The sequence below is a fragment of the Mesorhizobium sp. B2-3-12 genome (assembly GCF_006442205.1).
Lineage (GTDB): Bacteria > Pseudomonadota > Alphaproteobacteria > Rhizobiales > Rhizobiaceae > Mesorhizobium.
Window position 1 is genome coordinate 135,397 of sequence record NZ_VFVR01000009.1, and the last position, 14,583, is coordinate 149,979.

Consider the following 14,583-nt stretch of genomic DNA (forward strand, 5'->3'; position numbering starts at 1 on the left):
GCCTAGCGCGGATCGGCGCCGCTGCAACGAAGAGACCGCATGATGCACCCTCTACCCCATCGCCTGGTCTGGCCACTGCTGGCGACCGCGCTGGTCGTCAGCTGGAGTTCCGGCTTTGTCGGCATCCGCTACGCCAGCGAGAACGCTGACGTCATGCTGGTGCTGTTCTGGCGGACCTTGATGTCGGGACTGGTCCTGCTGCCCTTCGCGCTCATGGTCGGGCCGCGCATCGGCGCAGGCGCCCTGGTGCAACAGATGGCGTTCGGCGTGGCGATGATGTTCCTCTATCTCGGCGGCTTCGCGCTTGCCGTCGGCCAGCGCGTGCCGACCGGCCTCGTCGCACTGATCTCCGACCTCGTCCCGCTCGCCATTGCGGCACTGTCGCAGCCCGTTCTCGGCCACCGACTGACATCGAGGCAATGGACCGGAACGGCGCTCGGGGTGGCCGGCGTGCTGATCGTCTCGCTGAACAGCCTCAGCCTCGGCAGCGCGCCCGCCTGGGCCTACATGGTGACCATCGCTTCGATGATGGTTTTCGCGCTCGCGACCGTACTGCAGAAGCGGATGGGGACGATCGACATGCCCATCCACCAAAGCCTGTGCATCCAATGCCTGACAGCGTCGATCTTCTTTGCCGCCTGCGCCGGGTGGAATGGCGGGCTAATGCCGCCGCTCGATGGCCGTTTCGAGTTCGGCATCGCCTGGCTGGTGCTGTTTTCGACCTTCTTCTGCTACGGCGTCTACTATGTCAGCCTGCGCCTCCATAGCGCAGCGCAGGTCAGCAGCGTCATCTATCTCAGCCCGCCGGTGACGATGCTGTGGGCCTGGCTGCTGTTCGGCGAGCCGCTTTCATGGGCGATGGTCCTCGGCCTCGCGGTGACGCTGTTCGGCGTCTGGCTGACATCCTCGCGCGGCACTGCATCCAGGGGCGAGGCAGGTTTGCGGCCGGTCGGGCAACCGGCCGATTGATCGCGATCCGCGCAAACACCACCCCAAAGGAGTGATTCCATGAAGCTGACTGATTTCAAGGCCCTGACCTTCGACTGCTACGGCACGCTGATCGATTGGGAATCCGGCATGATCGAAGCCCTGAAGCCGCTGACCCAGCGGGTTGGCGGCGCCTTGAGCCGCGACGAGGTCCTGCAGGCGCATGCAAGGCATGAATCCAGCCAGCAGAACTGGACGCCGCAAAAACGCTACAGCGACCTTCTGGCTGTCGTCTACAAGCGGCTGGCCGAGGAATGGGGCGTCGTGGCCACGCCGGAAGAGTGCATCGCCTATGGCCAGAGCGTGAAGGACTGGCCGGCCTTTGCCGACACCGCCGCCGCCCTGCAATATCTGAAGCAGCACTACAAGCTCGCCATCCTCTCCAATGTCGACAATACAAGCTTCTCCTTCAGCAACAGGAAGCTCGGCGTCGATTTCGACGCGGTCTACACGGCCGAGGATATCGGCTCCTACAAGCCGTCGCCCCGGAATTTCGACTATATGCTGGAAAAGCTGGCGACGCTCGGAATCAGCGGCAAGGAGGTCCTGCACACGGCCGAAAGCCTGTTCCACGATCATGCCGTCACCAATGGCCTCGGCCTTAAATCATGCTGGATCCAGCGCCGGCACGCCGATCAGGGTTTTGGCGCCACCATGCATCCCGGCGACATGCCGAAGGTGGACTTCCGCTTCGACAGCATGGCCGACCTGGTGGAGGCGCACAGGGCAGAGGTGCGCGCCTGATTGACCATCCGCAGCGGGGACGTCAGTCCTTTTTGTGGGCGCGATCGAGCGGCTTTCCGGCCGAGGCGCCGGAACCCCACAAGGCGCGGCCGAGCAAGCCCCTGCGTTTGCGCGGGGCGAGATCGATATCGCTGACCAGCTTGGCGCCGCCCTTGCGCCGCTCGAGCGTGATCTTGCGGCTGTGAAAAGCCTCCAGCTCGGCCCGGTGCGCCACGCTGACGATGGTGACATCGGGCAATTCATGGATGATGGTCTCCATCATCTTTTCCTGGCTCTTCTCGTCGAGCGCCGCCGTCGCCTCATCCAGCACGATGATGTCGGGCGCGTGCAGGAGGAGCCGCGCGAAGGCCAGCCGCTGCTTCTCGCCGCCCGACAGGGTCTGGTCCCATGGCGCGTCTTCGTCGATCCTGTCGCCGAGATGACCGAGCCCGACCTTGTCGAGGGCAGCCTTGATCTGCGCGACCGTCCAGTCGTCGGCCGCACCGGGATAGGCCGCCGCCCGGCGCAGCGTGCCCGCGGGAATGTAGGGACGCTGCGGCAGCATGAACATGCGCTTTCCCGGGTGGAAATCGACGCTGCCGCCGCCCCACGGCCACAGGCCCGCTATCGCCCGCACCAGCGTGCTCTTGCCCGAGCCGGATTCGCCCGCCACCAGCAGCCGCTCGCCCGGCTGGATCACGACCTCTGTCTCCTTGACCACGGCGGTGCCGTCATCGAGCGACACCGAGAGGTTGTTGAGGCTCAACATCGTATTGTCCTTGGTCTCGCCGCGATTGATGCGGCCGAGCGCGTCGCTCTCTTCGGCGCGTTCGAGCCCGTCGAGCGACATCATCAGCGAGGCGATGCGCCGTGCCGAGGCGTTCCAGTCGGCGAGCCGCGGATAATTGTCGACCAGCCATCCGAACGCCCCCTGCACTATGGCAAAGGCGGACGCCGCCTGCATGACCTGGCCCAGCGACATCGAGCCGTCGAGGAATTTCGGCGCACACAACAGCACCGGCACGACGGGCGCGAACAGGCTCGACCCCTGCGACACCAGCGCCGTGCGCATGTGCTGGCCGGCAAGCTTCGCCCACCGCCCCAGCACGCCGGCGAAGGTCCTGTCGATACCGCTGCGCTCTTCCTCCTCGCCGCCGAGCAAGGCGATGCTCTCGCCGTTTTCGCGCACGCGTGTCAGCGTGTAGCGGAATTCCGCTTCCGCCTGGTTCTTCTGCTCGGAGAGTTCGACGAAATGCCGGCCGATGACCACCATCGAGGTGGAGGTGATGGCGGCATAGATGACCGCGGTGATGACGAGGAAACCTGGAATGGTGACGGTCGAGCCGCCGATCGTCAGCGTCAGCGCGCCGCCGATCGTCCACAGCACGACGATGAAGGTCGATGCCGCCAGGAAGGCGTTGAGGACGCCGGAAACGAAATCGACCGGCGATTCGGTGGCGATCCGCAGATCTTCGGCGATTCGGGCTTCGGGATTCTGGTGATCGCCGCCGACGAGATTGAGCTGGTAGTAGCGGCCGTTGGTGAGCCAGCGGCCGATGACGGACGTGGTGAGCCAGGAGCGCCAGCGGCGTTGGATCGTCATGCGCAGATAGACCTGCGCGACGACCAGACTGGCGCTGCCGAGCACCAGCGGCACGAACACGGCGCTCAGGAAATAGACGTTCGGCGCATTGCGCTGCTCGATGGCGTCGAAGATCGAGCGGTTCCAGACATTGATCCCGTACTGGAAGCCGACATTGACACAGATCAGGATCAGGAGCGCGATCGTGCACGGCCAGGCGAGCTTGTCGCCGCGCCGGCTCCAATAGCCGCGCGCGCTGATCCAGAACCGCTTCAAGAGGTATTTCTTGCGCGCCTGCTCTGCCTGTTCGGGGCTCAGCTGCGGATCGGGTTCGACGGCCTCCGGCGGGGGCGCGTCCTCGCCGACGACCTCTGACGCGGCCTCGACATCAGGTGCCTTCTCCCGGCGGGGCTTCCTGGCACCGTTTGGTTTGGCGCCGCCGACCGGCTTCGGTTTGGATTTGATGTCTGCCACAACCGCCATAACGGCCTGGATATCGGAAGGTTTCATTGTGACGGCTCGCCACCGTGCCAAAGCTGTCCTGGTGCCTCGATATCCGACCGCCTCGGCCCGCCTTCACCGCCGCACAATCGCCACCAAGCCACGCGAAGAGCTTGTAAAAACGGAGGTTCGACGATGCGTCTGGTCTGGACTTTGGCGTTCGCGCTGGCGAGCGGTGCGGCCTGTGCCGCTTCACCGGAGGACGAGTACATCGCCGCGCGCGACAAGGCGATATCAGCCATAGCCGCGATGGAAAGCGCCAACGCTCCCGTCGAAACGCTCGATGCGGCCAATGAAAAGGCCCGCGCCGATCTCGAACAGCGCCTTTCGGCGCTTCTGGGGCCTTTCACGGTCAAGGGTTTTCCGGCGGCCGGCACGATCAACATCGAAAGCCTCAGTTCCTCCGATGTCGGCTTCGGCATGCTGGACGGGCTGCGTCACGGCACCGAGGACGGCCCCAGCATCGTGGCCTCGACACGCGGGCTGGTCGAACGCTGGCTGCAATCGCGCGCCGCCGAGACCGACGCCGATCTCAAACTGCCGACCAGCTTTGACGCAGCGCTGAAGCTCGACGCCTTCTACACCCAGGCCATCGGCAGCGACGCTGCGTTCACCGGCACGCTAGACTTCAAGCTGAAGACGCCCGACGGCGCCGACATGACGATCGCCCGCCTCGGCGGCTGGGCCCAGGATGTCGGCCCGAATTACGACCAGGAAATCGTCGTCACCCTGGTCAAGGGCGACAGCGTCATGATCGCCGAGGCGCCCGCGACGGTCCCCAAGATCGCCGCCTGCGACGCGGTCTGGACCGCCGCAGACGCCGCCGCCCAGAAACTGGTCAAGCAGGCCACCGACGACAGCGAAGACAACACATCCGATGCCGCCGACGCCGCCTGGGCAAAAGGCGACAGCGACTTCCGCGCCTGCATGGCCAAGACCCTGCCCGATACCCCGGTCTTCCCCGCCCTGCTCACCCAGGCGCAGGCGCTCGCCGACAAGATGGCTGGGAAGTAGGGCGCGACGCAGACGCTGCCAATCTCCCCCCTCGTGGGGGAGATTGGCTGTTTCGCCGATTCCGCCCTTGCGGCCTCCGCACTCCATCACGATATTGTCGTCGCGCCGGCACCCGCCGAGTTGCCGACGCAATTGAAAATGGTTGAAGGAAGTCCTGGACGCGCCACGGCGCGGCGGGCGGGTGAAAAGCGTGGGAAACCTGGAATGACGACAGACACAAAAGCGACGGAAACCAAGGCATTCGAGGCGGATGTTTCGCGGCTGCTGCACATGATGGTGCACTCGGTCTACTCCGACAAGGACGTCTTCCTGCGCGAGCTGATTTCCAACGCCGCCGACGCCTGCGAAAAGCTGCGCTTCGAAGCCGTCAGCCGCCCCGAATTGCTGGCCGACGATCCGAAGCCGCGCATTTCGATTTCCGCCGACGCGGACAACAAGCAGATCACCGTCGAGGACAACGGCATCGGCATGAGCCGCGACGACATGACCGAGGCGCTGGGCACCATCGCGCGCTCGGGCACGCGCGCCTTCATCGAGCGCGTCGGCGCCGGCAATGCCAGCGAGGACACGCAGCTTATCGGCCAGTTCGGCGTCGGCTTCTACTCGGCCTTCATGGTCGCGGACCGCGTCGACGTCATCAGCCGCCTGGCGGGAAGCGACGAGGCCTGGCGCTGGTCGTCCGACGGCAAGGGTTCCTATGAGATCGCGCCGGCGCCGCTGGAAGCCGCTCCGAAGCGCGGCACCCGCGTCGTGCTGCATCTGATGGACGACGCCGTGTCCTACACCGGCTCCTACCGGCTCGAGCAGCTGGCCAAGTCGCAGTCGGGGCACGTGCCGGTGCCGATCACGCTCATCGAGAAACCCGGCGCCGAGGCGCGCGACATCGCCGATGGCACGGCCCTCTGGGTCAGGCCGAAGAGCGAGATCAAGCCCGAGGAATACACCGATTTCTATCGCGGCCTCGCCGGCCAGTATGACGAGCCGGCCGCCACCATCCATTTCCGCGCCGAAGGCAGGCAGGAATACTCGGTGCTGGCCTTCGTGCCCGGCTCGCGTCCGTTCGATCTCTTCGACCAGGACCGCAACGGCCGCATCAAGCTCTATGTGCGCCGCGTCTTCATCACCGACGAGGCCGAGCTTCTGCCGCGCTACCTGCGCTTCATGCGCGGGCTGGTCGATTCCGCCGACCTGCCGCTCAACGTCTCGCGCGAGATGATCCAGGAAAGCCCGCTGCTGGCCGCGATCCGCAAGGGCCTGACCAACCGCGTGCTCGGCGATCTCGCCAAGCTGGCGGAGAACGAGGCCGAGGCCTATGCGAAAATCTGGGAGAATTTCGGCGTCGTCCTGAAGGAAGGCCTCTACGAGGACCATGAGCGCCGCGAGCAGCTCTTGAAGCTAGCCCGCTTCCGCTCGACGGCCTCGGGCGAAGGCTGGCGCGGCCTTGCCGACTATGTCGCCGCGATGAAGGAAGGGCAGAAGGCGATCTTCTTCATGGCCGGCGACGACCGCGCCCGGCTCGAAGCCTCGCCGCAGCTCGAAGGGTTCAAGGCGCGCGGCATCGAAGTGCTGCTGCTCACCGACCCGGTCGACAGTTTTTGGACGTCGATGGCGCCGGAGTTCGACGGCAAGCCGTTCAAGTCGGTGACGCAAGGCGTGGCCGAACTCTCCGACATTCCCCTGCTTGACGATGCCAGGAAGCCGGACACGGCGGCGACGCCCGAAGTCGACAGCTTCCTGGCCTTCGTCAAGGCGGTGCTTGGCGACGCCGTGTCGGATGTAAAACCTTCCGACCGGCTGACCGAAAGCGCGGTCTGCCTGGTGGCGCCCGAACACGGACCGGACCGCCAGTTCGAGCGGCTGCTCAATGCCGCCGGACGCCTCGACAAGACGGCCAAGCCGATCCTCGAAATCAACCCCCGCCACGAGCGCGTGCTGGCGCTCGCCGGCCTCGGCGACGACGAGCAGGCCTTCAAGGACGATGCCGCCCACCTTCTCTACGACGAGGCGCGCGTGCTCGACGGCGACAAGCCGGCCGACGCCCGGGCGTTCTCGGAGCGCCTGGCGCGGCTGATCGCGAGGGGAATTTCGAAAGGCTAAGCCGGCGCCGCCCAACAGTCCTTCGATGCTGGCTCAATCGCCAGCTGTAGACATCGGGCTTCCAATCACCCACTCTTGACCCCGGGAACAAAACAGGCGCTTCAAAGAAAGCGCACCGGGTGCTCATGAAACGACGATGGACATTGTATGATCCACGGCTGGCCTGGATGCTGGTCGCGCCGGTGCTCCTGCTGCTGATCTTCTTCCTGGTGCTGCCGATCGCCGTGATGGCCGGCTATACCTTCTTCACCTTCGTCACCGCCGGCGTGGAAACCAGCGCGCTGACCACCGCGAACTGGCACGAATTCCTCACCGACAGCTATTATTCCGGCTTCCTTGTGAAGACGCTGCGGGTCGGCGCGATCACGGCGCTGCTGTGCGGGGTACTCGGCTATTTCCCCGCCTATTTCATCTGGGCCACCACCTTCAAGCACAAATGGCTGCTCTTGCTTTTGCTGATCGTGCCGTTCTGGATCAGCTTCACCATCCGCACCTTCTCCTGGATCAACATCCTGGGCGAACAGGGCGTCATCAACGTCGCGCTGCTCAAAATGGGCATCATCCATGAGCCGCTGCAGATGCTCTACAATGAAGGCGCGGTCATACTGGGCATGCTGCACTTCCTGCTGCCCTACATGATCCTCAACGTCTATGTCAGCCTGGAGAGCATTGATCGCACGTTGATTTCGGCGGCCCGCTCGATGGGCTGCACGAGCGCGCAGGCGTTCCGCGAGGTGACGCTGCCGTTGTCGCTGCCCGGCCTGGCGGCGGGGTTGCTGCTCTGCTTCGTGCTGGCCGCCGGCAGCTATGTGACGCCGCAGCTCCTCGGCTCGGGCCGCGACGCGCTGTTCGGCAATTTGATCTACGACACCATCATGGGCGAGCTGAACTGGCCGATGGGCGCCACGCTGTCGATCGTGCTGTTCGTCGTGCTCGGCTTCTTCGCCGCCGTCTACACGCGCTACATGGGCATGTCGCAGATCGTCAAAGGGCTTGGTGGATGACGGGACTGGGTGGATGACGGGGCTTGGCGGATGAGCGGAACCCGGCGCAAGCAGGAAGGCAGATGGGCCTGGCGGCTGACCGGCTTCGTCACGGTCTGCGTCTACATCTTCATGTTCGCGCCGATCGTGGCGACGGTGATCCTGTCGTTCAACGCCTCGATGTTCGGCGGCTTCCCGATGACCGGCTTCAGCCTGCAATGGTACGGCAAGCTGATGGCCAACGAGGCGGTGCTGGCCGCCTTCCGCACATCCTTGTGGATCGCATTGGTCACCGCCCTCGTCACCACCGCCATCGGCGTCACCACGGCGTTTGCCCTGGTGCGCTTCGAATTTCGCGGCAAGCAGGCGCTGAGCACGCTGGTGATCCTGCCGGCGCTGGTGCCCGAAACCATCCTCGGCGTCGGCCTGCTGGTGCTGATCAAGGCGGTCGACCAGCCAAGGACCATGCTGCTTCTGGTGCTCGGCCATATCCTGCTTGCCATGCCCTATGTCGTGCTGATCGCCCAGGCGCGCATGATCGGCATCCGGCGCGTCTACGAGGAGGCGGCGCTGTCGCTCGGCGCCTCAAGGGTCTCGTCCTTCCGCGAGATCACGCTGCCGCTGCTCATCCCGGCCGTGGTCGGCGGCGCGCTGCTCGCCTTCACCATCTCGTTCGACAACACCTCGGCCAGCCTGTTCTGGCGGCCGGCCGGCGTCGAGACCATGCCCACCCAGATCCTTTCCATGCTCAAGATCTCGATCAGCCCGGAAATCAACGCGCTCGGCACCGTGATGATCCTGGTGACCGTCGGCATCCCGCTGATCGGCGGCCTGATCCTGCAAAGCCTGACGAAACTGAGAAGACGTGGCGAACCAAAGGAGGATACACAATGAAACTCACCACCACGAAGCGGCTGGAACGGCTGCATGACCGATATGCCAATGGCGATTTGAGCCGCCGCACTTTCCTGACGCTGACCGCCGCCGCGGCGGCATCGGCCGGCCTTTCCATGCCATGGATGGGCCGGGCGCTCGCCGCGGTCCAGGAGGTTCGCTTCGACGGTTGGGGCGGCACGGTGCAGGACGCGATCGACAAGTTCGCCTTCCAGCCCTACACGACCAAGACCAAGATCAAGGTGGTCCAGGGCACGTTCGGCGACGAGGACGAGATCATCACCAAGATCAAGACCGCCAAGCCCGGCGACTACCAGGTGATCCATTCCTCGGGCGTCAATTACTACATCAAATATGTGAACGCCGGCCTGACTTCGGAGATCAACGAGGCCAACATTCCCAACATGGCCAATGTGCTGCAGCCGATGATCGAGCCGTTCCGCAAGCTGACGCCAAAGCTTTCGGCCGTGCCCTACGACTACGGCACGACCGGCATCGCCTACAACACCAAGGTGATTTCGCCCGAGGAAGCCAAGGAAAAGGGCGCCGGGCTCCTGCTCGACAAGAAATACGCCGGCAAGGTCGGCGGTTATTCCGACATGACGACGCGCGTCTGGTACGCGGCGCTCGCCACCGGGCAGGACCCCAACAATCTCAAGGACATGGACGCCATCTGGGCCAAGGTGCGCGAGACGCGCGACCTCGCCAAGAAGTTTTGGAGCTCCGGCGCGGAGCTGATGGACCTGCTTTCCAAGGGCGAGATCGTGGTGACCGATGCCTGGTCGGGCCGCGTCGCCGCGCTGCAGGACCAGGGCCATCCGATCGGCTATCTCGATCCGGCCGGCTCCTATGCCTGGATGGAGGACATGCTGATCCTGAAGGGCTCGCCCATGGCCGAGTGCGAGGAACTCATCAACTTCATGCTCGACCCGGCGACCTCGATCGCGGTTGCCGAGGGCCAGAGCTATCCGCCGTCGCTCGACCCCAACAAGGTCAAGCTGACCGAGAAGATCGAGAAGCTGCCGGCATTCGACAAGACGGGCACGATGAAGTCGCTGACCTTCGCCGATCCGACCTACTGGGCGACCAACGAGGACGCCTGGACCAAGCAGTGGAACAGGATCTCCAAAGGTGCCTGACAGCCAGGGCACGACACTCCATCCCCGGCCAGTCCTGGCCGGGGCAGCCGGCGCGAGCGCGGCCGCCGAGGCAGACAGCCCGGCGGTCGAGTTCCGCGACATCGACATCGCCTATGGCAAGTTCGTCGCGGTACGCGATTTCTCGCTGTCGATCCGCAAGGGCAGCTTCGTCACCCTGCTCGGACCCTCGGGCTGCGGCAAGACCACGATCCTGCGCTCCATCGCCGGCCTGGTCGACATTTCGGACGGCCAGATCATGATCGACGGGCGGCGGGTCGATGACATCCCGATCTACAAGCGCAACATCGGGCTGGTCTTCCAGAGCTACGCGCTGTTCCCGCACAAGAACGTGTTCGACAACGTCGCCTTCGGCCTGAAATACCGCAACGTGCCGAAGCCCGAGATCACCCGCAAGGTCGGCAAGGCGCTGGAAATGGTGCGGCTGCCGGGCAGCGAGAAGAAGCTGCCGTCGCAGCTATCTGGCGGGCAGCAGCAGCGCATCGCGCTTGCCCGCGCCATCGTCTTCGAGCCGCAGGTGCTGCTGCTGGACGAGCCGCTATCGGCGCTGGACGCCAACATGCGCGAGGAGATGCGCGTCGAGATCAAGAAGATCCAGAAGGAAACCGGTATCACCGCCATCTTCGTCACCCACGACCAGGAGGAAGCGCTCTCCATGTCGGATCGGATCGTGGTGATGAACGCCGGCGCCGTGGAGCAGATCGGAACCCCACAGGAAGTCTATGACACGCCGGCCACGGCCTTCGTCGCCGACTTCCTCGGCAAGGCCAACATGCTTGCCGGGACCGTGAGCAGGTCCGGCCAGGCGGTGGTGCTTGCCAGCAGCCAGACCATCACGGTGGCCTGTTCAAGGCCGCTTGCCGAAGGCAGCAAGGTCACCGTCGTGGTGCGGCCGCAGAAATTTTCGGTCGGTGCGGCGGTGAGTGCCAACCGTCTGTCCGGCCGCGTCGTCTCGGCCTCCTATCTGGGCGGCAGCGCGATCTACGACATCGACATCGGCGGCAAGACCAACCTCCGCGTCAACGCGCCGATCACTGGCCGCGTGCTTCGCGAAGGCGAGGCGATCGACCTTGGCTTCGACCCCGAGGGCTGCGTTCTGCTTGATGAGGATGGTCGGCGGATTTCCTAGGCGCCGCACTTCACGTCGCGGACTTCATTGAATCATTGCTCCGCCGGGCCTGCGGTTTGGATGCCTGAGATGCGTCGGCGTGATGCCGGTCTGCTGGCGGAACACGCGGCTGAAATGGCCGGCATTGGTGAAGCCGCAGCGGTAGGCGATGTCGCCGATCTGCAGGTCGCTGCCTTCCAGAAGCGCCTTCGCATGATGCACCCTGAGCGCCAGATAGGCGGCCATCGGGCCGATGCCCAGTTCCGATCCGAAGAGCCGTTCGAGCTGGCGCCGCGAGCAGTTCAGGCGGCTTGCGATCTCGGCGACCGACAGCGTCTCCTGGAGGTTGCTCTCCATCAACAGCAAGGCGCGCTTCACCGCCCGGCTCGATGCACCGGGAAACAGGTCGCCCACGGGCTGCACGTCCCTGCTGCTTCTGATCCGGTCGAGGACGAGGATCTTGGCGGCCTTTTCGGCCGCCTTCTGGCCGATGAACTGGGATACAAAGTGGCCCGCAAGGTCGGCGGCACCAGTGCCGCCCGCGCATGTCGAGCGGCCCCGGTCGACGGTAAACAGGCTGTCGGCATGAGCGTTCACCTCCGGGAACCGGCTGCGGAAATCCTTGATGTGGAACCAGCTGACGGCGGCGCTATAGCCATCGAGCAGGCCGTAGCGCGCGAGCACGAAACTGCCCGTGCAGAGCGCCGTCAGCGGCACCCCCTTGCCGGCGGCCCGCAACAGGAACGCCTCCTTCTCGGAACTCAAGGCACGGTTGGTGTCGAGCAGCCCGCCGACCACGACGACATTGTCGAAATCCTCCGGATTGCCGATCCCCCCGGTCGGCAGCAATTCGACGCCGCAACTTGCCCGGATCGGCAGACCGCGTTCGCCGACGATCTCCCAGTCGAACTCTATCCTGCGGCTGCGATCGCCCTCATCGCCCGCCAGCCGCAGCGTGTCGATGAACAGCGACAGCGGCGACAGGGTGAAATCGCGAACGAGGAGAAACGCAAACCGCCTGGCCATTGTTGTTCGAAACCGTCCCTATGCCCTTAACCTGATAGCTCAAACCTGTGGTTCCGTCTTGGCGCTTTCTTGCCCAAGGCGCGGCTCCGTCCCGGCCAGAAGCCGCCGGATGTTGGCACGATGGCGTGCGATCACGTAGAGCCCGCCGGCAATCACCAGCAGCCGGTAGGATAGCGGTTGCTCAAGGCCGCAGACAAGCGCCATCGCTGTCAACGCCGCCAGCATCGAACTGAGGGAAACGAGCCTGGAAACACCCAGCACAAGGCAGAACACCGCCGCCGCACCCACACCGACCGGCCACGACATCGCCAGCAGCACGCCAAGCCCGGTCGCGGCGGATTTGCCGCCGGTGAAATTCAACCAGATCGAGCGGCCATGCCCGAGCAGCACCGCAAGGCCGGCGAGGCAGACGGTCCAGGGCACGAAGCTTTGCGGCTCAAGTCCGGCCGGTGGCGTCAGCAACGGCAATGCATGGAGCCAGCGGATAAGGACGATCGCCGCCACGCCTTTCAGCACATCGACCAGCAGCACCGCCAAAGCAGGCCCCTTGCCCAGGGTTCGCAACACGTTGGTCGCACCGGTCGATCTGGAGCCATGCTCCCGGATATCGATGCCCCCGAGCAGTTTTCCCGCCAGATAGCCCGTGGGAATCGAACCGAAGAGATAGGCGATCGCCAGTCCGGCCACGCTCGCTACCCAGAAGATCATCACGTCCCCCTGTTGCGGATCAATCGCCACTCCCTTATATCGCCACTGTCGGAAAAGGCAGGGTTGGTTTGGTAAGCCCAACTCCCCTTCGCCAGCGAAATCGTTCGCTGAGAAGGGCTCTGGTCTTTGGCTTCGTGCACAAGATCCCCGCGACGAACATCGGACGCTGATGGCGCCCAATCGTTCGTCCGTGTGGTTCTCAAAGCGAGGAACGCTCCGGTCGAACATCGACCAAGGAGCAGTTCATGCAAAACCCCAACCCATATGATGTCGTGATTGCCGGCGCCGGCCCTGTCGGCCTGTTTCTCGCCTGCGAGCTTCGCCTCTCCGGCCTCCGCGTGCTGGTGCTGGAGCAGGCCGAGCATCCCGCCTCGCCTCTCAAGCGGCTGCCTTTCGGCATGCGCGGCCTTTCGGCGCCCACCATCGAGGCTTTCCACCGTCGCGGCTTGCTCGCCGACATCGCCGCGCCGCGACAGGTGGCCGGCGACGTCTCCGCCGCCGCGCACTGGATAAAGCAGCCGCGCCGGCCGGGCGGCCATTTCGCCGGTATCCAGTTCCATCTCGACGCGGTCGACTCTTCGAAATGGCCGTATCGCCTGCCCGGCCCAGCCGGCACCCACACGGCGTCGGACATGGAGGCGATCGAAACCGTGCTGGCGGCGCGGGCGAGCGCGATGGGCGCCGAGATCAGGCGCGGCCTCGGCGTCGAGGGTTTCGACCGGTCGGACGGGGATGTTACCATCCGCGCCGGCGGCGCAATTTTTCGCGCGCGCTGGCTCGTCGGCTGCGATGGCGGCCGCGGCACGGTCCGCAAGGCCGGTCGCTTCGAATTCGTCGGCACCGATCCCGAATTCACCGGCTATTCGGTCGACGTCGAGCTGGCCGATCCCAAACAGCTCGAGCCCGGCCGTCACTACACGGCGACAGGCATGTATACTTATGGCCGGCCGGGCACGATCGCGATGGTCGAGTTCGACGGCGGCGCTTTCCACCGCACCCAGCCGATCACGCCGGAGCATGTGCAGGCGGTGTTGCGCCGCGTCTCCGGCACCGACGTCACGGTGACCGCGCTGCGGCTGGCCACCACCTGGACGGACCGCGCCTACCAGGCGACCGCCTACCGCAAGGGCCGGGTGCTGCTCGCCGGCGACGCCGCGCATATCCATTCCCCCTTGGGCGGCCAAGGCCTCAATCTCGGCCTGGGCGACGCGATGAACCTTGGCTGGAAGCTTGCCGCCACCATCCGTGGCGATGCGCCGGCAGGCCTGCTCGACAGCTATTTCGAGGAGCGTCATCCCGTGGGCGCCGATGTGCTCGACTGGTCGCGCGCGCAGGTCGCGCTGATGCGCCCAAGCCGCGATTCGCGGGCGCTCGCGGCCATCGTCCGCGACCTCATCGACACGCGCGACGGCGCCACCTATTTCGCCGAGCGCGTCTGGGGCGTTGGCCTGCGCTACGATCTCGGCGGCGCCCATCCGCTGGTCGGCCGCAGCGCGCCCGATTTCGAGCTGGCCGACGGGACGAGGCTGGGCGAGCTCATGCGCTCTGGACGCGGCCTGCTGCTGGACTTCGATGGCCGCGCTCCGCTCCAGGCGCTCGGCGGTCGCTGGAGCGGGCGGATCGCCTATATCGCCAGCGATGCCCGAGAGCGGCTCGGCCTGAGCGCCCTGCTCGTGCGCCCCGATGGCTTCGTCGCCTGGGCCGCTGATGGCGAGCCCGACATCGAGGAGGCTACCCAGGCCGCGTCACGATGGTTCGGCGAACCCGAATAGGGGCGTGGAGGAGACCAGGGTCCGCGCGAGA

General features: G+C 65.3%; 12 protein-coding genes. 9 read left to right on the forward strand and 3 right to left on the reverse strand.

Annotated features, from left to right (window positions below; translation table 11 throughout):
- Positions 1 to 39 precede the first annotated feature (39 nt).
- Both FJ948_RS23875 and FJ948_RS23880 read left to right on the forward strand, forming a co-directional pair.
- Positions 40 to 969 (forward strand): DMT family transporter, encoded by a 930-nt coding sequence (locus FJ948_RS23875; RefSeq protein WP_140708779.1) that lies wholly within the window; start codon positions 40 to 42, stop codon positions 967 to 969.
- Positions 970 to 1,008: 39 nt separating this feature from the next.
- Positions 1,009 to 1,731 (forward strand): haloacid dehalogenase type II, encoded by a 723-nt coding sequence (locus FJ948_RS23880; RefSeq protein ID WP_140708781.1) that lies wholly within the window; start codon positions 1,009 to 1,011, stop codon positions 1,729 to 1,731.
- Positions 1,732 to 1,753: 22 nt separating this feature from the next.
- Here FJ948_RS23880 and FJ948_RS23885 read toward each other — a convergent pair whose 3' ends face one another.
- Positions 1,754 to 3,766 (reverse strand): ABC transporter ATP-binding protein/permease, encoded by a 2,013-nt coding sequence (locus FJ948_RS23885; RefSeq protein WP_140709092.1) that lies wholly within the window; start codon positions 3,764 to 3,766, stop codon positions 1,754 to 1,756.
- A 162-nt stretch (positions 3,767 to 3,928) separates the two neighbouring features.
- On the opposite strand from FJ948_RS23885, the gene FJ948_RS23890 reads away from it, so the two are divergent.
- From FJ948_RS23890 to FJ948_RS23915, 6 genes are all read left to right on the forward strand, one after another.
- Positions 3,929 to 4,807: a hypothetical protein gene (locus FJ948_RS23890; protein WP_140708783.1), complete on the forward strand. Its 879-nt coding sequence runs from the start codon at positions 3,929 to 3,931 to the stop codon at positions 4,805 to 4,807.
- A 204-nt stretch (positions 4,808 to 5,011) separates the two neighbouring features.
- Positions 5,012 to 6,904, forward strand: coding sequence for a molecular chaperone HtpG (gene htpG, locus FJ948_RS23895; RefSeq protein ID WP_140708785.1), 1,893 nt, complete (start codon positions 5,012 to 5,014; stop codon positions 6,902 to 6,904).
- A 125-nt stretch (positions 6,905 to 7,029) separates the two neighbouring features.
- Positions 7,030 to 7,908 (forward strand): ABC transporter permease, encoded by an 879-nt coding sequence (locus FJ948_RS23900; RefSeq protein ID WP_140708787.1) that lies wholly within the window; start codon positions 7,030 to 7,032, stop codon positions 7,906 to 7,908.
- Between the two features lie 30 nt (positions 7,909 to 7,938).
- A complete protein-coding gene (locus FJ948_RS23905) occupies positions 7,939 to 8,781 on the forward strand; it encodes an ABC transporter permease (protein ID WP_140708789.1) in 843 nt (280 codons plus the stop codon).
- Positions 8,778 to 9,920 (forward strand): ABC transporter substrate-binding protein, encoded by a 1,143-nt coding sequence (locus FJ948_RS23910; protein ID WP_140617953.1) that lies wholly within the window; start codon positions 8,778 to 8,780, stop codon positions 9,918 to 9,920. Before FJ948_RS23905 ends, FJ948_RS23910 begins: the two co-directional genes overlap by 4 nt.
- A complete protein-coding gene (locus FJ948_RS23915) occupies positions 9,913 to 11,067 on the forward strand; it encodes an ABC transporter ATP-binding protein (protein WP_140708791.1) in 1,155 nt (384 codons plus the stop codon). Before FJ948_RS23910 ends, FJ948_RS23915 begins: the two co-directional genes overlap by 8 nt.
- A gap of 24 nt (positions 11,068 to 11,091) precedes the next feature.
- On the opposite strand, the gene FJ948_RS23920 is transcribed toward FJ948_RS23915, so the two are convergent.
- Complete coding sequence (locus tag FJ948_RS23920; RefSeq protein WP_140708793.1) at positions 11,092 to 12,072, reverse strand: GlxA family transcriptional regulator; 981 nt, start codon at positions 12,070 to 12,072, stop codon at positions 11,092 to 11,094.
- A 39-nt stretch (positions 12,073 to 12,111) separates the two neighbouring features.
- Positions 12,112 to 12,780: a glycerol-3-phosphate 1-O-acyltransferase PlsY gene (gene plsY, locus FJ948_RS23925; RefSeq protein ID WP_140708795.1), complete on the reverse strand. Its 669-nt coding sequence runs from the start codon at positions 12,778 to 12,780 to the stop codon at positions 12,112 to 12,114.
- A gap of 245 nt (positions 12,781 to 13,025) precedes the next feature.
- Here plsY and FJ948_RS23930 point away from each other — a divergent pair, with 245 nt between their 5' ends.
- Positions 13,026 to 14,552, forward strand: coding sequence for an FAD-dependent monooxygenase (locus FJ948_RS23930; protein ID WP_140708797.1), 1,527 nt, complete (start codon positions 13,026 to 13,028; stop codon positions 14,550 to 14,552).
- Positions 14,553 to 14,583: the final 31 nt, after the last annotated feature.

Coding starts and splice junctions, on each gene's coding strand:
- FJ948_RS23875 (WP_140708779.1), top strand. CDS start 40: ATGATGCACCCTCTACCCCATCGCCTGGTCTGGCCACTGCTGGCGACC.
- FJ948_RS23880 (WP_140708781.1), top strand. CDS start 1,009: ATGAAGCTGACTGATTTCAAGGCCCTGACCTTCGACTGCTACGGCACG.
- FJ948_RS23890 (WP_140708783.1), top strand. CDS start 3,929: ATGCGTCTGGTCTGGACTTTGGCGTTCGCGCTGGCGAGCGGTGCGGCC.
- htpG (WP_140708785.1), top strand. CDS start 5,012: ATGACGACAGACACAAAAGCGACGGAAACCAAGGCATTCGAGGCGGAT.
- FJ948_RS23900 (WP_140708787.1), top strand. CDS start 7,030: ATGAAACGACGATGGACATTGTATGATCCACGGCTGGCCTGGATGCTG.
- FJ948_RS23905 (WP_140708789.1), top strand. CDS start 7,939: ATGAGCGGAACCCGGCGCAAGCAGGAAGGCAGATGGGCCTGGCGGCTG.
- FJ948_RS23910 (WP_140617953.1), top strand. CDS start 8,778: ATGAAACTCACCACCACGAAGCGGCTGGAACGGCTGCATGACCGATAT.
- FJ948_RS23920 (WP_140708793.1), bottom strand. CDS start 12,072: ATGGCCAGGCGGTTTGCGTTTCTCCTCGTTCGCGATTTCACCCTGTCG.
- plsY (WP_140708795.1), bottom strand. CDS start 12,780: ATGATCTTCTGGGTAGCGAGCGTGGCCGGACTGGCGATCGCCTATCTC.
- FJ948_RS23930 (WP_140708797.1), top strand. CDS start 13,026: ATGCAAAACCCCAACCCATATGATGTCGTGATTGCCGGCGCCGGCCCT.